The sequence below is a fragment of the Roseateles chitinivorans genome (assembly GCF_050632145.1).
Taxonomy (GTDB): domain Bacteria; phylum Pseudomonadota; class Gammaproteobacteria; order Burkholderiales; family Burkholderiaceae_C; genus Roseateles; species Roseateles chitinivorans_B.
Genome location: NZ_CP192577.1, coordinates 6,313,288 through 6,330,010, shown reverse-complemented (window position 1 = coordinate 6,330,010; position 16,723 = coordinate 6,313,288). Strand labels below are relative to the sequence as shown.

The window sequence follows — 16,723 nt, the reverse complement described above, 5'->3', positions numbered from 1 at the left end:
TCTTGACGATCCCTCGCACGCTCGCCATGGGCGCAACGCTTTGCTCACTCTGCTTCAGCGCATCGGCCGCCGAATACTTCCAACTGAGATACAACATTGCCGGCGGCTTGGGGGGCGAGGTCTTCTCGCCCATTCCGGAATCGGGGTGGATCTTCTCGGGCGCTGCAACCCGCTTTGCGATCGACAAGATCACGGGGCCGGACGGCGGAAAACTTCAGATTCCCGTGACCGGTGGCGTTTTTCCGCTCCCCGCTCCCGCTCCGCCGGCTCTCTACCCCAGCTACTCAGCCAACATCTCCAACATCGATGCGGGCGGCAGTCTCAGCATCGTCAATCTGACGTTTGGAAAAATCTGGAGGCTTGCTTCCAAGGACACCAGTATTGCCCTGTTGGCCACCGTCCCTTTCGGGCGTAAGGTGCAAATCGTCAGCGCCTCGGCAACGACGCCCCAGTTGAGCTGGCCCAGCCCGGTCGCCCCGCCGACTGCCGCGAAGACACTGACGAGCGAGGCTTTCGATAAGGTCTACCAAGCAGGCATCCGCGGTGCCATCGACCCTCAGAACGGCACGGTATCGGGCATTGGCGATGCCGAGATCCAGGTGGGGGTTCTGCATGAGTTCGGCTCGCTTCGAACCATTACAGGCGCAGCGCTCGTCATGCCCACAGGGAAATACGACAGCCAGCCGGCTCCGGACATCGGCGGCGGCAACTTCTATACGATTCGCCCGTCCTTCCAGGTGACCTATCAGGCCCTTGCGCGTTTCGCCGTTGCTGGCAAGTTCTCGTTGGGCATCAACTCGAAGAACAAGGACACCCATGTGAGAAGCGGCACCTGGGGTGGCGCGGAGTTCGCCTTGGCCTATCTGACGGACTTCGGTGTGCTGGGTCTGCACAGCGTGTACATCAAGCAGTTGCAGGACGACGCCGGCAACCCACTGGGCGCCAGCCGCTTCGAGTCGCGTAATGTCGGTGTGTTCTTCACGACCAAGCTCCCCGGAGAGAAAAATTCCATCACGCTCCAGGCGATGCGCCCCACCTCAACTCGCAACGCAAAGACAGGTGACATCTTCCAGGTGCGGACCACCATGTTCTTCTAGCTCGTCGATCTCAGGGAGCTTCTGCAAAACCCCTGCCAACGGCGGCCGAGTGGTTCATTGCGGCGCGCCTAAGAACTGCTCCCAGCACAGATCGACGGCCGCGACGCGACAGGTGACTGTTCATGCGTCGCAGATCGTGTTTGCGGACCATTCCAATGCCGAGGAGTTGGCCCAGTAAGGCCTTTGCGCACTCTGTCAGGTCCGCGCTTTCTCGTCCTGCATTCGTCAGGAAATAAGGCTTATCTGAAGCATCGCTGAAGAGCCTCGAACGACGAGTTGTCCGCTCGGGTTTTCGACTGCCACAGACGTCCCGGGCCAACGCTTGGAGGCTCGTTTCGCGACTGATCCGACGCCGTTTGGGCCGGAAGTTGTTAACTCCCACACGGCGATCTCGATCTTGAATAGCACTTAAAAAACAGTAATTGCATTACGCCAATTGTATTTTTATCATTTTCATGGAGTTTCATGCCGGTCAGCAAGGCCGCACCCACCCAAGTCCATCGGAGGTTCCATGAATCGCGTCGGCATCAGGTTCCGACTGGTCGCAGAGGTCGATCTCCTGGCCGCCGCCGTCCTTGCGGGCCGTGCGATGGCAGTCCTCTCGCTTGAGCGCACCCGGGTACGGTTCAGCGGCTGCGTCCAAAGCGACACCCAGCGGGCCTTGGCCGCCAATGAACTGCTGGCGCTCAACGCGGCCGTCGACGCGGCGCGTGCCGGAGAACAGGGGCGTGGATTCGCCCTGGCCATTCCCGAGGTACGGGGCCCTGCTCGGCCTTGTTTGGAGACAGCTAACGAGATCTTTTCCCTCATCGGTGACATCGCCAAGCAGGTGCGCGACGGTCCGAGGCGAGCCGATGCGCCCGGCGTCGCGATGTGGGGCCGCCTACCGCGGCCGACGCCAGAGCGTGGATGTGCCTCATGTGTGCGCGGCGGTGGACAGCATCGATCACTTCACACAACAGGACGTGGCCCTAGTGGAAGAAAGCGCGCCCACTTCCCAGAGCCCGAGCGCACAGGGCTGCGCGCTCGACGAGGTTGTTGCGAGGTTCCAGTTTCCCGCGCAAGCCGCCGCGTGATGTGCCGGAGGAACCCCGCCATGCCGTCCATCCTGATCGTCGACCACAACGTCCAACTCATCCCTTTCATCGTCGGGATGCTTGAGCTGCTCGCCAACGTTTCGCACGCGACCGACCGAACCGCGGCACTACGGGCGATGAAGACCCGTGCGCCGGACCTTGTCCTGCTGGGCGAGCAGACGCCGGGCATGTCCCGCTTAAAGCTGGGTCAGATCAGGCTGTGCGCTCCCGCCCCGGCCGCGATTCCGATCACCCTTGTGACCGGGCACACCAGTGCGGAGGCCCAGATGCGGGCGCTGGTCACAGCTGCGATTGAGTTCATCGTCAAGCCGAGTGGGAGCGTTGGCCAAGTTTCTTCGAGGAGTTCGATATGTTGAAAGCGTTCAATCGCATGAAGATCACCACCCTCCTTCAGCTGGGCTTCGCGGCGGTCCTGGCGATGGCGGCCATCATGACCGGCGTGGGCGTCTTCAAGCTGCGAGAGATGGTGCGGCTCAGCGACCAGCTCCACTCACTGGAGCAGCGCCGGCTGATGGCCACGAACTGGCGCGCTGCGACCGAACTCAATCTCAATCGAGTATTGGCGATGGCCAAGTCGGGCGGCCATGAGGGACTGAGCCGCTTCCAGTCGGGCGAGATGACGCGCACCACCGACCGCATCAACCAGCTGCAGGCGCAGCTTGACAAGGTTATCGACGACACCGAGCAGAAGGCCCAGCTACCCGTGATTGCTGCGGAACGGCAACGCTACGTGGGCATTCGCACTGACGTGATGGCCGCGATCAAAGCCGATCCAGACGGTGGCGCGCGCCTAGTCGATCAAACCTTGATCCCGGCGGCGGCCACCTACCTCGCTTCGGTCGAGAAGCTGGTGTCGCTGATCTCGGAAGACACCGACACCTTCGCCACGCAGCAGCGCGAGCAAGCCGCGCAAGCAGCGACGCTGATGATGTCGCTCACGGCCGTAGCGGTGGTGCTGGGCATCTTCATCGCCTGGCGCATCACGTACTCGGTGCGAGCGCCGATGGTGAGGGCCGGCGCGGTGGCGCAGACGATCGCCAGCGGTGACCTGAGCCAGGACATCGTCATCGACCGCACCGACGAGATCGGCGTGCTGCTGCGCGAGCTGAGTGCAATGCAATACGCTCTGAGGCGTATGGTGCGCCAAGTGCGGGACGGCGCGGAGACGATCAACGTTGCCTCACGCGAGATCGCGATCGGCAATGAGGACCTGTCGGCCCGCACGGAGGCAGCGGCCTCCAACTTGCAGGAGACTGCCTCCTCGATGGAAGAGCTGACAGGCACGGTCACTCACACGGCGAGTTCGGCGCAGCAGGCCAACGACCTGGTGAGCGCCGCGCGCGTGGCAGCCTCCAAGGGCGGCGACGTCGTCGGCGAGGTAGTCGCGGTGATGCAGCAGATCGAATCGAGCTCGCGTCGTATCAACGACATCATCGGCGTCATCGACGGAATTGCGTTCCAGACCAACATTCTCGCGTTGAACGCGGCTGTTGAGGCTGCGCGCGCCGGCGAACAAGGTCGCGGCTTCGCGGTGGTGGCCAGTGAGGTCCGCGCGCTGGCGCAGCGTTCGGCGGGCGCGGCCAAGGAAATCAAGGCGTTGATCGGCGAGAGTGTGTTGCGCGTGGACACCGGCACGCGGCTGGCGCAGAACGCGGGCCTGGCCATGGGCGAGATCGTCCTGGGCGTGCGCCGGGTCGCCGACATCGTCGGCGAAATCGCCACGGCCGCGAGCGAGCAGAAGGACGGCATCGGGCAGGTCAACGCTGCGGTGCAGCGCCTGGACGAGATGACACAGCAGAACGCAGCGCTCGTGGAGGAATCTGCTGCCGCGGCGAGCAGCCTACGCTCGCAATCCGATCAACTCACGACGTTGGTAAGTACCTTCCGCTTGGCCGCATGAGGTCGTGCAGCGCAAATTTGCTGTATGTCCTCACATGTTGCGTTCGCGGGTCTTCGACATGCTGCTGCACCCGCTCGCTCGACATTCCATGATCGCCGGCGTGTCGTTGAGCTCCCTGTTTCCATGGGAGACGGCGCTTCGGCTTCGCTATTTGAAGCAGTGGTCCTGTCCGATCGGCGAGGGAAGAAGTGCTACACGATGTGCCGCTGTACCAGGAGTTTGCGTGGCTTAAGCGCGCTACGGCGCGGCTGCCCTACGAGACAGTTATCCCCCGACTTCGTCACCTCCACAAGAAGCACAACGTTGCCGTGGACATCCTGCAGGCGAACAGGTGGGCGTCCGTGCCGGCGCGCATGTCCAGCGCCTCGACCGCTAGCCACGCCGCGTCCCTCTGATCAACGCAGCGTCTCGCACAGCCAAGCCGCCCAGGAAGGCGCGCCCCCCATGAGCCAACGACCTGTACGTGGACCGGGCCTCGTTACAACTGCAGTTCGATGGACTGCCGCGGCTCGCATGGTGGCGCCCCGATGACCACCGACACCGGGACGAACGCAGGTATGCCATCGTGCTCAACCAGACGCCGCCACTTGTGCAGGAGGTTGGCGTTAAGGCCGTGGCTCATCGCCACCTGGGCCGCTGATGCATCGGGCGCCGCGCACGCAGCAATGACTCGACGCTTCAGGCCTGCGTTGTGGCGCGAGCGACTGTTCGGCTTCGGGACTGACATGGTGTCCACCCAATTTGTTTGGGTGGACACCATCCTGGCGGCACAGGCATACCGCTCAAGGTGAGCGGGCCGCGCGCTTGCATAGCCGACTCTTCGGGCCCCACCTGTCGTGGTTAGGGCACCATCCGTTGCACGCCGAGGCTCATGCGATTTCGGGCGGATAAATGTAGAAGGGGCGAGCGGTGGTCAGACTGGCTTTCAACTCGTTGGTGCCGACATCCGCGAGGACCTCGAACTTGCCGGCCTCGAACGCGTCCGCTGCCTGGCGTGCCACCTCCGAAGGGGCGGTCTTTTTCATGTCAAAGCCCTTGGTCATGTCGGTGTCGAGGAAGCCCACATGGATCGACAGCACCTGAAGCTGCGATTCGAACTCGACGCGAAGCGCGTTCGTGAAAGCCCACGCGGCCGACTTGGTCGCCGAGTAGGCTGCCAGCATCGGACGCGAGAACCAAGTGGCGTCAGAGAGCACGTTGATCACGCCACCACCGCCGTTCTCCACAATCTTCGGCACGAAGGCCTGAGTCACCCTGACCAAGCCGGTGAAGTTCGCGGCCGACAGTCGCTCATAAACGTTCAGGAACTCGGGATCCAGCGTGCTGTGCATCACCTCTGCGACGCCAGCGTTGTTCACCAACAGATTCACGTCCCCCAGTTGGCCCGCGACTTCGCTGATGCTTTCCTGGCTGGTGACATCCAGCTTGATCGGGATGAGTCCTGCATCCTTCACGGTGCTGGGATCGCGAGCGCCAGCGTAGACCTTTGCACCGCGCCGAGCCAGTTCGAGAGCGAGCGCACGCCCAAGACCGCGGTTGGCGCCGGTGACGAGTGCGACAGTGCCTTTGATGTTCATAGAGATGTCCTTTCAGTGATGAACTGTTTGATTGCGATCGAAATGTATAGTGATGATATCGCTCGCAATGATTAGACGTCAAGCCGATCAGGTTCGTCGTCGCCGAGCGTCGCTTCAGGCCAAGAGTGGCAAGCCCTTCACCACGCGATTGAGCGTGGGCCGGTCCGCTCTCAGGCTCACGCCGACAAGTGGCAACGCGAGGGTCTTGTGTTGCGCAACCGCCGCTCTGTTGTCCTCGTCGTTGAACGTGTGAAACATGTCCTCAGTGAAGATCCCCGGCTCCAGGCCCTCGACCCGGGCGCGCGCTAGCGTCCTTTGCAAGTCTTCAGGGCTGCCACCGAGAACGATGACCGGGTCGACGAATAGAGCGGCATACGTAGCCCCGTCGTTGTCGCGGTACTTGCCCCCACAAACGCCGGGCTGTAGCGCCATCCCACTGGCGACAAATGCAGCCACATTGAGCCGTTGCCAGTGCTCCAGATCGCTCCTGAGCACGATCGCAATCTTCGAGGGACTGTTGGACATGGGTTCTCCTTGATGCGCCGACCGAGCTATACGGGTGTCCTCGGTGGCCGATGTCTAGACGATGCGGGAAAGCACTTACCCGCTTCACTTCGTCATTCCCGCAATACCTGTCATGATGACATAACATTCATTATGAAACACAAAGCGAGCTCATCGCACATCGAGCATGACTTCAGCCGACACCGCATTTTCGAGTCGCAGGCCTCGCCGCTATGAGCATCCGACTGCACGGGCGGTCGCACTCAGTCACGTGTTGGTAGGACGCCCGGACCTGGATCTTGCTTCGCGCTTCCTCAGCAGCTTCGGCTTGGTCGAATGTCATCGCGGCGACGAGCATCTGGCGTTCCAGAGCCTTGTGCAGCCGTGCTGCTACCGAGTGCTCCGTACGCCGGAACCCTCCTTTATCGGGTTCGGTCTGGAGGTCGCCACCGCTAATGAGCTACTCGCGCTATCCCAGCTGCCCGGTGCGACTTTCGAGACGTCCGCGTCAACTTTTGGACCGAAGGCGGCTGCCGAGATGGTCGTGCTTCACGACCCCTCCGGGTACCGGATCGAGGTTTCTCTGGCGCGTAAAGCCACCTCCCAGGCGCATCTCCCTCGCAGCCTGATGGAAACCCAGACGAGTCTGTCCGCGGCAAGAGTGGATTCAACCCAGAGGGTTCAGCCGGTTGCACCGGAGATCGTCAAACTCGGGCATGTTGTGCTTGAGGTGGCCAGGTTCAACCTCTCGCTCGACTGGTACTGCCAACACCTCGGATTCATCCCGAGCGACGTCCAGGTTCTCCCGGGCGGAGAACCTGTCGTGGCCTTCCTGCGGCTGAATCGCGGTAATCAGCCTACCGACCACCACACGGTCGCTCTGGGTCAAAGCTTCAGACCGTCTTTGGGTCATTTCGCCTTCGAAGTTCTCGACACCGATGCCGTGGGCATTGGCAATCGCATTCTTCATGCAGAAGGTTGGAAACACTCTTGGGGCATCGGCCGCCACCTGCTCGGGAGTCAGGTCTTCGACTACTGGGAGGACCCGTGGGGGGATAAGCATGAGCACTACTGCGACGGCGACCTATTCACTGCCAGCAACGGAACAGGACTGCACCCGCTTTCGAAACAGTCGATGGCGCAGTGGGGGCCGGAGATGCCCGCAGCGTTTACGCGGCCGAAGATCAGCTTGGCCACGGTGCGGGACCTGATTTCGAACCTGCGGGAGGGTTCCGACGTCACGTTCAGCAAGCTCCGTCAACTGGCAAAAATATTCAACTGAGGAGATTCGGATGCCCATCAACGTTTTGCGATTCAGACACGAAGGAGCCATCTCCTGGGGGATCGTCGAGAAGTCGGTCCTCCTTCCGCTCAAGACTCGAGCGTTCACGACGGCTGAGCTCCTGAGCGAAATCACGGCAGCGTCCGCCGCGTCCATGACCGCCAACGAACCCATCGACTTGGACAGGGTCGAAGTCCTGGCGCCCATCACGACCAATCAGCAGTTCATTTGCCAAGGCGCCAACTACCGGCAACACATGGTGGAGTCGGGGATGGACCCTGACGAGAAGCGCTACAACATGCTTTTTACCAAGGCATCTAGCTGCATAGTCTCCGCCTACGCTGACGTAGTACGACCGGCCCACGTCCGCTTCCTCGACTACGAAATCGAACTCGGGGTGGTGATCGGCAAGGCCATCCATCGCAAGATGCATATCCGGCGCGAGGACTTGCACGAGTATGTTGCCGGCGTAGTCATCGTCAACGACGTCTCAGCCCGCGATGTCCAACTCCCCCAATTGCAGTTCTACAAGGGGAAGAGCTACCGGACCTTTGGTCCAGTCGGTCCCCATCTGACGCTTCTGTCGAAGAACGAGATGCCTCTCCTCAATGAACTTCAGCTGGAGCTGCGCGTCAACGATCAGGTGCGCCAGAAGGACTCCACGCTCAACATGGTTCATCCGATCGAGGAGACGCTGACGGAGCTTTCCGGTCTACAGGATTTACATCCTGGCGATCTGATCGCTACCGGCACGCCGGCGGGATGCGCGCTGTCCATTCCATCCCCGGCCAAGCAGAGGATCGGCGCGTTGTTGCCCGAACGGAAGAAGTGGGAAATATTTGCCAAGGTGCAGGCCCGGCGCACGCAGTACCTGCAGCCCGGTGACGTCATGACGTCATCCATCGTTTCCGCCGATGGGGGGTGAATCTGGGCACCCAGAGAAGCCTCATCGTTCAGGGATGAATGTAAGTCGAGCAACTTCGACATGAGAAAAAGACAGCACGCATGAGAGAAGACGCAACGAGGATGGATTTCCCCTTGTGATCATTGGCGCCGGCCCCGTGGGAATGAGCGCGGCCTTGGAGGCGGCCAGGCACGGGGTTCGGAGTCTGGTCATAGAGCAGCGCAGACGCGACGATCCGGCCGGCGCTAAATGCAACACCGTCGCCGCTAGGACGATGGAGATCTTCAGGACGTTTGGCATTGCCGACAACGTTCGAGCGGCCGGCCTGCCAGACGACTTCCCGACGGACGTCATCTATTGCACTTCCGTTGCGGGAATTGAACTGGCCCGGATTCCCCTACCGTCCCGACTGGAGCGATTGAACGCTGATCATCACTACCTCGACTCTCACTGGGCGACGCCTGAGCCGGTGGTTCGTGTGAGCCAGATGTATCTTGAGCCGATCCTACGCCGCAAGCTGGAGAGTATCGAGCTCATCACTTTCATGGACTGCACTACGTTCGTCGAGTATCAGAACGTCGATGACCACGTGGTCGTTCGATACGCGCTGCCTGACGGGCGACAAGGGACCGTCACCGCGCAGTTTGTGATCGCCGCAGACGGCGGTCGAAGCGCAGTTCGAAAGCAGATGGGCGTCAAGCTCGTCGGCGATGTCGAGCTCGGCCGCACACGAAGCACGTTGATTCGGTCTGCGGCCATTAAGTCGCTGTTCGGCGACAGACGTCCTGCCTGGATGTCGTGGGTGGTCAATCACAAGGTGAAAGGCAACCTCGTCGCGATCGATGGCCGAGACACTTGGCTGATCCACCGCGCCCTCCCCATCGGTGAAGAGGACTACGACTCCGTGGACCTTCACCAGTCCATCCGAGATCTGCTGGGTGTCGGCCGCGATTTTCCGTATGTTGTGCTCAGCCACGAAGACTGGGTTGGCCGACGCCTGGTGGCCAGTCGGCTCAGAGACGACCGTGTTTTTCTTGCAGGCGATGCCGCCCATCTGTGGGTTCCTTTTGCTGGATACGGGATGAACGCGGGCATCGCCGATGGAGTGGCGATCGCCTGGAAGATCAGTGCGGTGCTGAGCGGCTGGTCGTCGACGCGCATGCTCGACAGCTACGAGGATGAGCGACTCCCGATCACGGATCAGGTGTCTCGATATGCGATGGCTAACCTACTCGAGAACATCGAGGCCGTGGGCAAGCGACGTATCCCTCGTTCGCTATCAAGCAGATTCAACCCAGTGGGGGCCGTACTGCGCAAGCTGATTGGCCGCCGTCTGGTCAAACTGAACGTCCCACAGTTCACGCCAGCCGGACTCAACTTCGGCTACTTCTATGACCGATCCCCGGTGATCTCGTACGACGGCGAGCCGCATCCTTCTTATGACATGGGCAGCGCGCCGAGCTCGACGGTGCCGGGTTGTCGCTATCCGCATCACTGGCTAGAAGATGGCGCGTCGATCTACGACCGGCTCGGGAGAGCTTTCACCTTGCTGCGCTTTGACGCGTCGCTCGATGTCGGTTCACTGACTGCAGTGGCCCGTCAGCTCGGCCTGCCGATCGAGGTCGTTGACGTTCCCGCGAACACTCCCATGGACCACCAGCAGTCAACGCTGATTCTGGTCCGGGCCGATCAGCACATCGTTTGGCGAGGCTCGTCACTGCCCGCCAATGTATCGACCCTGCTGCAGCACGTGGCGGGACGCTGAGCCCCAAACATTGACGTATGCGGTCGGTTCCGGCCGCTGGAGACATCGGAATGAGACTGCGCAAATCACCCGGTACTGCCGGTCAAAACCATTGGCAATTACAGAACCGCCCGGACGGGCCCTGGGAAAGTGCCGTCGAACAGAACTTGGATGCATGGTTGCCGCCGCAATGCAAGTCCCTGGCGGGCCGAGGCACGCTCCCGTTCCAGCCGTTGTCCTTCCGTGACTGCATGCTGTACGAGCAGCATTGGATCCAGGCTAGCCGCGGCTTTGCCCGCCGCTTCCTACCAGCCGCAAGCCGGGTTACGTCGCTATACGAAAAACTGAGTGGCTCCGCATTTCCAGCATTTCGTGCAAGCAAGTTGGCCCGCAAGCAGCCGATCTACTACCTGGGAAACCATCTCAACTTCGCGCCGAGCGGCACGCCCGTCCAGATCCCCAGTTTTTCGACCGCGCTCGACTATGAATTGGAGTTGGGAGTCGTGCTCCAGAAGCCGCTCTTCAATGCTTCGTTGGAAGAAGCCGAGGACGCAATAGGCGGGTTCGTCGTGGTGAACGACTGGAGTCTCCGCGATCTTCAGCGCGAGGAGATGCGGACAGGGCTCGGCCCACAGAAGTGCAAACACTTCCTAAGCAGCATGTCGGGCGAGATCGCGCTCCGCAAAGGCGTCTGGTCAGCAGTTGAGAATCTCAAGGCTTACGTGGAGATCAATGGACACATCGTCAGCCAGAGTAGCACCGCAGGAATGATGCACTCCTGGGCGGAGGTCATCCAATATCTCTCTCGGGAGGAGCGTCTGTACGCGGGTGAACTCATTGCCTCCGGAACCCTGCCCGGAGGTTGTGGCATGGAGACGGGTAGATGGGTTGGGCCCGGCGATTCGCTACGTCTGATCATTGATCAGGTCGGAGAGATTACCCATCACATCGAGATGTAGGCATATCAGCACACGGAACACCTAACGGCTAAACATTCAACTCACCCTGGAGGCCGGTTTGATAGAGGGCATGGAAGGTGGCCAACCGAGTTGTCGTTATGCTGTATCGCGTAACTTCCTTTCCCGCGAATGCGACGACATGCATTGGCCGCGACCGCCGTTGCTGTTGTTGACTTGAGCGGCTGGCGGTCCGCCTGCATCCGGAACATGCAAAGCGCGCCAGACTTCCATCTCGATGTTCATCCTCGAGCCCGCGCGATAGCGTCGCTCGGAGATCCAGGAGATGAGCTTGGCAAGTTCCCTCTGTTCCGGGCTGAGATCGCTGAGGCTCACGACGCATCTCCTTGATCTAGTCATCGTGCGAGATGATCGGCGGCAAGGTCAGGCTGCTGAACCCGGTTTCATCGTGCGGGCTGACGCATGCGCTGGAAAGCGGGCGTTTGGGTGCGCTGGCGATCGACGCGGCGCTTGAAGGAGAACAGCGCCTGCTGGAGGCAGACCAGCGTACGGTGGAGTGGCGCGCTGACGAGTACGACATTGCTAGGCGCGGCTTCTATGCCGTTGAAAGTCGCTGGCCCGAGGCTCGTTTCTGGACCAGGCGTCGGGTGTCAAAATGGTGAAGAGTCAGTTGTGGAAGCAGCGCCTGTGTGCCTGCATACGTTCAAACAGGCTCGATAGAGTAACGAGAGCTTCCTGCGTAGCCTTGCAGTTCTAGCATCTCGAGCGACGCTGTCCGGGCCGGTTAGGATGCGACCGAATTCACTTCTCCTACGCACCCGATGTCCAACGTTGACTTGTCGAAGCTGTCCTACGCCGAGCTTGTCGAGTTGAGCAAAGAACTTGAACGGCAGATCGCGGGCAAGCGCGATGAGGAGCTCAAAGTGCTTGTCGACGGCTTCGCCAAGAAAGTGCAGGCGGCGGGCTTCACCGTCGACGAGGCCCTGGATGCGCTGCAGCCATATGCGTCCCCGCCCAAACGTAAGGGCGCATCGGCCGGAGGCGCAGCGCCGGCGCTATACCGCGATCCCGCCAATGCGGCGAACACATGGTCAGGACGAGGAAGGGTCGCCAGGTGGCTGGCGGATTACGAGTCGCAAGGTCGCCGGCGACAAGAATTCAAAATCTGACCTGTTCTCTATCGCACGTGATGCATGCGGAGCGCGGCACGCGCCTCGTTCTACGATGTCGCGACTCGACGAGTAAGGGAAGCCTGAGCCGTACCATCACAAAAAAATCGCATGGTGCGACGCTGCGTGTGCACTTCGATCTAGGCCATGCCCAGGAGATGGAGCACCAGGAACGCGAGCGCAGTTAGCAGCATCAGGGACAGGACCACCACGAGCGAGACTCGCGGGCCGGCAGCCTTCACCTGGCGCATGTCGACGCCAAGACCCAGACCGGCCATCGCAACGACCGTCATGGAGCTTGCAGCGGTGTGCATAGGCTCGAGCATCGCTTCAGGCAGCAGGCCTGCAGACCGCGCTGTCGCGAGCGCGAGGAAGCCAAGGATGAAGGCGGGAAAGAACCGAAGCAGCGAAAGGCGCGGCTTGGAGAGGCCGACATTCGTGTTGCGCATGTTCGTCAAAGACACCGCTGTGACCACTGGGCCGAGCATCAGGACGCGAACGAGCTTCACAACGGTTCCAACCTGCACAGCGACGGAGCCCATCGGAGCAGCAGCGGCCAGAACTTGGGGGACCGCGTAGACCGTGAGGCCCGCGAGCACACCGCTAGCAGTTGGGCTGAGGTGCAAGGCCGAAGCAATCACGGGCAGCAGCAGCACGACCAGTATTCCGAGCACAGCCGTGAAGGCAATGGCCGTTGCAACGTCATCGCTCTCCGCGTCGATCACAGGAGCCACCGCGGCGATGGCTGAGTTGCCGCAGATCGAGTTGCCGCAAGCCACCAGCAATGCCATCTTGGTGGGCAAGCCGAGCGCGAGGCCCAAGGCATAGCTGACGACGATGGATGCGAAGACCGTTGCGATGATGCCGAGCAGGAGCGGCGCGCCGGCCGATCGAATCGCTCCGAAGCTGATGCTAGCTCCCATCAGTAGGACGGCGAACTCCAGGAAGACTTTGGTGGTGAATTGGATGCCTTCGCCAAATCGCGCGGGGACGATCCAGAGGGTGCGCACCACGGTGCCGAGGATGATGGCCAACACCAACGTTTCCAGCCAAGGCCGCCCAGCCAGCCGCGCCTCCGCGTGCTCTGCCGCCACGGCGGCCGCTGCAACGGCACAGCAAAGCGCGACGCCAGGGATCAGGCGCACAAAGCGACTTATGCGATTTACGTCTTTGATCATGCGCCCATCATCTAAGCGCACAATCAATAAATCCAACGATTTAAAATTGTCTATTCAACAAAGAATGTTTGTTAATGACACTGGAACAGCTTCGAGTGTTTGTGGCGGTTGCCGAGACCTTGAACATGCGGATGGCGGGTGAGCGGCTTCATCTGACCCAGCCGGCCGTCAGCGCCGCGGTTCTCGCGCTTGAGGCTAGGCACAACACGATCCTCTTCAACCGCGTAGGCCGGCGGTTGGAACTGAGTGCCGCCGGCATCGAATTTCTGCCCGAGGCTAAGGCTGTGCTTGCTCGGGCCATCGAAGCGCAGCGCGTTCTCGAGGACCTCGCTGGCCTTGTCCGAGGCGAGGTTCGTATCGTGGCGAGCCAGACTGTCTCGACCTACTGGCTGCCGGGACGAGTCGCTCGCTTCGCTGAACAGCATCCAGGAATCCAGGTCTCGCTGGTGGCCGGAAACACGGCCAGTGCGGTGGCTGCGGTCTTGTCGGGGAATGCCGACCTTGGATTCATTGAAGGCGACGCCCAGGAGGCGGCTCTTCGATTTGAGCGGGTTGGCGGCGACCGACTTGGCGTCTATGCGGCGCCAGGCCATGCCCTGGAAGGAAGGGTCATCGGAAAGCCCGAACTTCTCGCCGCAGTCTGGGCGTCGCGGGAAGTCGGTTCGGGGACGCGGAAACAGTTTGAAGAGGCATTGACCACCATGGGCGTGGAGCTCCGGGACTTATCCGTGCGCCTAGTCTTGCCATCTAACGGCGCGTTGCTGGAAGCGGTCGGCAACGGTGGCCTGGTGGGCGCGGTGTCGGACCTGGCCGCGGCGTCTCGGCTGGCATTGAACAAAGTTGTCCGTCTCAACTGCACGCTGCCGATGCGGGACTTCAGCATGGTGAGCCACAAGGAACGCCATCTCAGTCGAGCAGCGGCGACCTTCGTGAACGCCCTTCTAGCCTGACAACATCGCGCGGTGCGGCATGCTCAGCTTGCAGGCGGAGTTGCGTGAGCCTCCAAGCTCAGCTTCTGTTAGTGCCCATGTCGGCCTTGGAAACGTTATGCCATGAACTGCCTCAAGCCGTCGGCGTTCGATGCCTGACGCACTGGCCAAGGACTTAGCGGATCATCATTGGACTGGCGGCTGGCGGCTGGCGGCTGGCGGCTAGCGGCTAGCGGCTAGCGGCTAGCGGCTCGTGCCGGTGCGCCAATTGACCGGCGTTGAGAACGCGTGCCAACGGTACGAGTGCGGTCCTATGCGGCTCGTCCACGTCCACGTCCACGTCCACGTCCCGGTCCCGGTACCGTCGCTGATACCGTCGATGGAGGTGACGTCGCACGCTCCGATACCGTCAAAAAGGCTAGTCGTGGCTGCAGACGTAACGGAGAGTTGGACCGTTCGCACGGTTTCCAATAGGACCTTAGTCGGCAGGGTGAATTCCTAACCGGGCATGGCTAACGGCATCGCTGACGGTATCGCTCGCAACGACCGGGCAGATTTCTACAGCCGCCCCGGGCGTGCGCCTGTGGGTTGACAATCGAGTGGGAATGAGCGCTCCGCGCTGACAGCACACAAGGGCCCGATGGGCCCTTGTTCCGTTTCTGAACAGCGGTTGCATCCGTGGCATCCGCGAAGAACCCTGTGCTGACACGCGATGTCAGGGCCCGTGTCCAGAATCGTCGGATCGCTTCGACACCATTCCGGAGACACTCATGGCCGACGACCACCCCGTTTTCGAACTGCGCCAGTACAAGATCGTCAAGGGCGGGCGCGACCGCTTCATGCGGCTGTTCGACGCGACCTTCGTCGACTCGCAGGAGGCCGTCGGCATGCGGCTGTACGGGCAGTTCGCCGATCTCGACGATCCGGACCGGTTCGTCTGGATCCGCGGCTTCGACGACATGGCCGCGCGCGAACGCACGCTCGGCGCGTTCTACTTCGGCCCGGTGTGGCAGGCCCATCGCGATGAGGCCAATCCGCTGCTCGTCGACAACGACAACGTGCTGCTGATGAGGAGCCCGGCTGCCGCGCCGCATCCGGCGCGCATTGAGGCCGCGCGGGATGCCGGCACCTTCCAGCGGGGATCGGTGCCCGGGCTCGTGATCCTTCATCTCTGCACGCTGTGGAAGGACCCGGCCGATCCGGAAGACGGCTTCGCGCGTTTCTTCGAGCACGAGGTCGCGCCGATCATCGAGGCGGCCGGTCTGCCAGTGATCGGCAGCTTCGTGCCCGAGCGCTCGCCCAACAATTTCCCGCGGCTGCCGGTGCGCGAGGGCGAGAAGCTCTTCGCCTGGATGACCCGTGCCGCGGACGCGGACGACTGGGCCATGCGTTGGAGCGACTGCCGCCATTCGCCGGCCTGGCGGGCGATCGAGCCGCGCTGGCGCGACGCGCAGGAGCGGGCGCCGCAGATCCTGCGCTTGCGACCGGGCGTCGCCTCGGCGCCGCGCTGATCCGGCGGACGAGGGCGGGACGACCGAGTCTGGCTATGCTTCGCGCCATTCCCGTTTCCATTCCGGAGTTCTTGCATGCGCAGCGCCCTGTCCATCCTCGCCCTCGTCATCGTGCTCGCCATCGTGATGCTGACCGCGAAGAAACAGATGCAGGCGATGAAACCGCCGGCCTCCGCGGATCCGTCGGCCTCGGCGGCATCGTCGGGACTGCCCCAGCCGGAGGCGGTCGGCCGCCAGGTGCAGGACCTGATGAAGCAGGGCGAGCAACGCGCGTCGGAAACGCAGTGACGACGTCGTGAGCGCGCCGTGAGCACGTCGTGAGTCCACCATGACGGTCCATGCGCTCTTCTTCTGCCTGCGACCCGATCCGGGCACCGCGGCGAGGCTGGGTGCGATCTCCGACGAGGTCGCCCGGCGCTTCCGGATGCGGGTGCGCCCGCCTCGCACGGAGCGTCTGCATGTGACGCTGCACCACCTCGGCTGGTATGACGACCAGACCGATCAGATCGATGTGATGGCGGAGGTGAGGTCGCTGGCCGAAGCCGCTGCCGTGTCCTTCCCTCAAGGGCCGGTCCGCGTGGACTTCGATCAGTTGCTGAGCTTCACCCGCAAGCAGCGGAACCTGCCCCTGGTGCTGAGTGGCGGCGAATGCCTGGCCGCCGTGCGGGAGATGCGGGAGGCGCTCGGCGAGCGCCTGCGCGCGAGCGGGCTGAGAACCGATCCGCACTTCACGCCGCACCTGACGTTGTTCTACGACGATCACGCCGTGGCGCCGCAGCCCTTCATCGTTCCCGGCTGGACGGCGACGGAAGTCCTGCTGCTGGACAGCCTGCAGGGGCAGTCCACGCACGTCGAGCTGGGCCGCTGGCCGCTCGCCTGAGCAGGCGGGGCCCCCCGCGGGGATTCGGGTCAGG

The 16,723-nt window shown here is 62.1% G+C and carries 17 protein-coding genes and 2 pseudogenes; 14 read left to right on the top strand and 5 right to left on the bottom strand.

Going from position 1 to position 16,723, the window contains the following annotated elements; genetic code table 11:
• The first annotated feature begins 2 nt into the window (after positions 1-2).
• The 4 genes and pseudogenes from ACQ86G_RS29095 to ACQ86G_RS29080 all read left to right on the top strand — a co-directional run bounded on the left by ACQ86G_RS29095 (position 3) and on the right by ACQ86G_RS29080 (position 4,094).
• Positions 3-1,097 (top strand): transporter, encoded by a 1,095-nt coding sequence (locus tag ACQ86G_RS29095; protein ID WP_431258506.1) that lies wholly within the window; start codon positions 3-5, stop codon positions 1,095-1,097.
• A gap of 511 nt (positions 1,098-1,608) precedes the next feature.
• Positions 1,609-1,923: pseudogene (locus ACQ86G_RS29090) on the top strand (methyl-accepting chemotaxis protein); the annotation flags it as partial.
• Positions 1,924-2,193: 270 nt separating this feature from the next.
• Positions 2,194-2,550, top strand: a complete 357-nt coding sequence (locus ACQ86G_RS29085; RefSeq protein WP_431261525.1) for a response regulator — start codon at positions 2,194-2,196, stop codon at positions 2,548-2,550.
• Positions 2,544-4,094 carry a methyl-accepting chemotaxis protein gene (locus ACQ86G_RS29080; RefSeq protein WP_431258505.1) on the top strand — a complete coding sequence of 517 codons (1,551 nt, stop codon included), beginning with the start codon at positions 2,544-2,546 and terminating at the stop codon, positions 4,092-4,094. The genes ACQ86G_RS29085 and ACQ86G_RS29080 overlap by 7 nt, the downstream gene beginning before the upstream one ends.
• A 478-nt stretch (positions 4,095-4,572) precedes the next feature.
• Here the strand turns inward: ACQ86G_RS29080 and ACQ86G_RS29075 are convergent, their stop codons facing one another.
• The 3 genes from ACQ86G_RS29075 to ACQ86G_RS29065 all read right to left on the bottom strand — a co-directional run bounded on the left by ACQ86G_RS29075 (position 4,573) and on the right by ACQ86G_RS29065 (position 6,196).
• Positions 4,573-4,821, bottom strand: a complete 249-nt coding sequence (locus tag ACQ86G_RS29075) for a transposase (RefSeq protein WP_431258504.1) — start codon at positions 4,819-4,821, stop codon at positions 4,573-4,575.
• 142 nt (positions 4,822-4,963) lie between these two features.
• Positions 4,964-5,671, bottom strand: a complete 708-nt coding sequence (locus ACQ86G_RS29070) for an SDR family NAD(P)-dependent oxidoreductase (protein ID WP_431258503.1) — start codon at positions 5,669-5,671, stop codon at positions 4,964-4,966.
• Positions 5,672-5,785: 114 nt separating this feature from the next.
• On the bottom strand, positions 5,786-6,196 hold the full coding sequence (locus ACQ86G_RS29065; RefSeq protein WP_431258502.1) for a DUF2000 family protein: 411 nt from the start codon (positions 6,194-6,196) through the stop codon (positions 5,786-5,788).
• A gap of 166 nt (positions 6,197-6,362) precedes the next feature.
• Here ACQ86G_RS29065 and ACQ86G_RS29060 point away from each other — a divergent pair, with 166 nt between their 5' ends.
• The 4 genes and pseudogenes from ACQ86G_RS29060 (at position 6,363) to ACQ86G_RS29045 (ending at position 11,064) form a co-directional block, all read left to right on the top strand.
• On the top strand, positions 6,363-7,457 hold the full coding sequence (locus ACQ86G_RS29060) for a VOC family protein (RefSeq protein ID WP_431258501.1): 1,095 nt from the start codon (positions 6,363-6,365) through the stop codon (positions 7,455-7,457).
• A gap of 10 nt (positions 7,458-7,467) precedes the next feature.
• Positions 7,468-8,420, top strand: a pseudogene (locus tag ACQ86G_RS29055) (fumarylacetoacetate hydrolase family protein).
• 77 nt (positions 8,421-8,497) lie between these two features.
• Positions 8,498-10,126: an FAD-dependent monooxygenase gene (locus ACQ86G_RS29050; RefSeq protein WP_431258500.1), complete on the top strand. Its 1,629-nt coding sequence runs from the start codon at positions 8,498-8,500 to the stop codon at positions 10,124-10,126.
• Between the two features lie 50 nt (positions 10,127-10,176).
• The gene (locus ACQ86G_RS29045; protein WP_431258499.1) at positions 10,177-11,064 is read left to right on the top strand and encodes a fumarylacetoacetate hydrolase family protein; all 888 of its coding nucleotides are present in this window, start codon (positions 10,177-10,179) and stop codon (positions 11,062-11,064) included.
• Between the two features lie 96 nt (positions 11,065-11,160).
• Here the strand turns inward: ACQ86G_RS29045 and ACQ86G_RS29040 are convergent, their stop codons facing one another.
• The gene (locus ACQ86G_RS29040) at positions 11,161-11,397 is read right to left on the bottom strand and encodes a hypothetical protein (protein ID WP_431258498.1); all 237 of its coding nucleotides are present in this window, start codon (positions 11,395-11,397) and stop codon (positions 11,161-11,163) included.
• Positions 11,398-11,429: 32 nt separating this feature from the next.
• Here ACQ86G_RS29040 and ACQ86G_RS29035 point away from each other — a divergent pair, with 32 nt between their 5' ends.
• Together ACQ86G_RS29035 and ACQ86G_RS29030 are read left to right on the top strand one after the other, a co-directional pair.
• Positions 11,430-11,684 carry a hypothetical protein gene (locus ACQ86G_RS29035; RefSeq protein ID WP_431258497.1) on the top strand — a complete coding sequence of 85 codons (255 nt, stop codon included), beginning with the start codon at positions 11,430-11,432 and terminating at the stop codon, positions 11,682-11,684.
• A gap of 159 nt (positions 11,685-11,843) precedes the next feature.
• On the top strand, positions 11,844-12,191 hold the full coding sequence (locus ACQ86G_RS29030) for an H-NS family nucleoid-associated regulatory protein (RefSeq protein ID WP_431258496.1): 348 nt from the start codon (positions 11,844-11,846) through the stop codon (positions 12,189-12,191).
• Positions 12,192-12,331: 140 nt separating this feature from the next.
• Here ACQ86G_RS29030 and ACQ86G_RS29025 read toward each other — a convergent pair whose 3' ends face one another.
• Positions 12,332-13,369 carry a YeiH family protein gene (locus ACQ86G_RS29025; RefSeq protein WP_431258495.1) on the bottom strand — a complete coding sequence of 346 codons (1,038 nt, stop codon included), beginning with the start codon at positions 13,367-13,369 and terminating at the stop codon, positions 12,332-12,334.
• Positions 13,370-13,443: 74 nt separating this feature from the next.
• Between ACQ86G_RS29025 and ACQ86G_RS29020 the strand changes: the two genes are divergently transcribed.
• The 4 genes from ACQ86G_RS29020 to ACQ86G_RS29005 all read left to right on the top strand — a co-directional run bounded on the left by ACQ86G_RS29020 (position 13,444) and on the right by ACQ86G_RS29005 (position 16,689).
• Positions 13,444-14,319: a LysR substrate-binding domain-containing protein gene (locus tag ACQ86G_RS29020; protein WP_431258494.1), complete on the top strand. Its 876-nt coding sequence runs from the start codon at positions 13,444-13,446 to the stop codon at positions 14,317-14,319.
• A gap of 749 nt (positions 14,320-15,068) precedes the next feature.
• Positions 15,069-15,809: an NIPSNAP family protein gene (locus tag ACQ86G_RS29015; RefSeq protein WP_431258493.1), complete on the top strand. Its 741-nt coding sequence runs from the start codon at positions 15,069-15,071 to the stop codon at positions 15,807-15,809.
• Between the two features lie 75 nt (positions 15,810-15,884).
• Entirely contained in the window at positions 15,885-16,097 is a 213-nt protein-coding gene (locus ACQ86G_RS29010; RefSeq protein WP_431258492.1) for a hypothetical protein, read from the top strand.
• A 40-nt stretch (positions 16,098-16,137) separates the two neighbouring features.
• A complete protein-coding gene (locus ACQ86G_RS29005; protein WP_431258491.1) occupies positions 16,138-16,689 on the top strand; it encodes a 2'-5' RNA ligase family protein in 552 nt (183 codons plus the stop codon).
• The last annotated feature ends 34 nt before the right edge of the window (positions 16,690-16,723 follow it).

Excerpts from the sequence above, each read along its gene's own strand:
- ACQ86G_RS29085 (WP_431261525.1), top strand. The coding sequence starts at position 2,194 with ATGCCGTCCATCCTGATCGTCGACCACAACGTCCAACTCATCCCTTTC.
- ACQ86G_RS29080 (WP_431258505.1), top strand. The coding sequence starts at position 2,544 with ATGTTGAAAGCGTTCAATCGCATGAAGATCACCACCCTCCTTCAGCTG.
- ACQ86G_RS29075 (WP_431258504.1), bottom strand. The coding sequence starts at position 4,821 with ATGTCAGTCCCGAAGCCGAACAGTCGCTCGCGCCACAACGCAGGCCTG.
- ACQ86G_RS29070 (WP_431258503.1), bottom strand. The coding sequence starts at position 5,671 with ATGAACATCAAAGGCACTGTCGCACTCGTCACCGGCGCCAACCGCGGT.
- ACQ86G_RS29065 (WP_431258502.1), bottom strand. The coding sequence starts at position 6,196 with ATGTCCAACAGTCCCTCGAAGATTGCGATCGTGCTCAGGAGCGATCTG.
- ACQ86G_RS29060 (WP_431258501.1), top strand. The coding sequence starts at position 6,363 with ATGACTTCAGCCGACACCGCATTTTCGAGTCGCAGGCCTCGCCGCTAT.
- ACQ86G_RS29045 (WP_431258499.1), top strand. The coding sequence starts at position 10,177 with ATGAGACTGCGCAAATCACCCGGTACTGCCGGTCAAAACCATTGGCAA.
- ACQ86G_RS29035 (WP_431258497.1), top strand. The coding sequence starts at position 11,430 with ATGATCGGCGGCAAGGTCAGGCTGCTGAACCCGGTTTCATCGTGCGGG.
- ACQ86G_RS29030 (WP_431258496.1), top strand. The coding sequence starts at position 11,844 with ATGTCCAACGTTGACTTGTCGAAGCTGTCCTACGCCGAGCTTGTCGAG.
- ACQ86G_RS29025 (WP_431258495.1), bottom strand. The coding sequence starts at position 13,369 with ATGATCAAAGACGTAAATCGCATAAGTCGCTTTGTGCGCCTGATCCCT.
- ACQ86G_RS29020 (WP_431258494.1), top strand. The coding sequence starts at position 13,444 with ATGACACTGGAACAGCTTCGAGTGTTTGTGGCGGTTGCCGAGACCTTG.
- ACQ86G_RS29015 (WP_431258493.1), top strand. The coding sequence starts at position 15,069 with ATGGCCGACGACCACCCCGTTTTCGAACTGCGCCAGTACAAGATCGTC.
- ACQ86G_RS29010 (WP_431258492.1), top strand. The coding sequence starts at position 15,885 with ATGCGCAGCGCCCTGTCCATCCTCGCCCTCGTCATCGTGCTCGCCATC.
- ACQ86G_RS29005 (WP_431258491.1), top strand. The coding sequence starts at position 16,138 with ATGACGGTCCATGCGCTCTTCTTCTGCCTGCGACCCGATCCGGGCACC.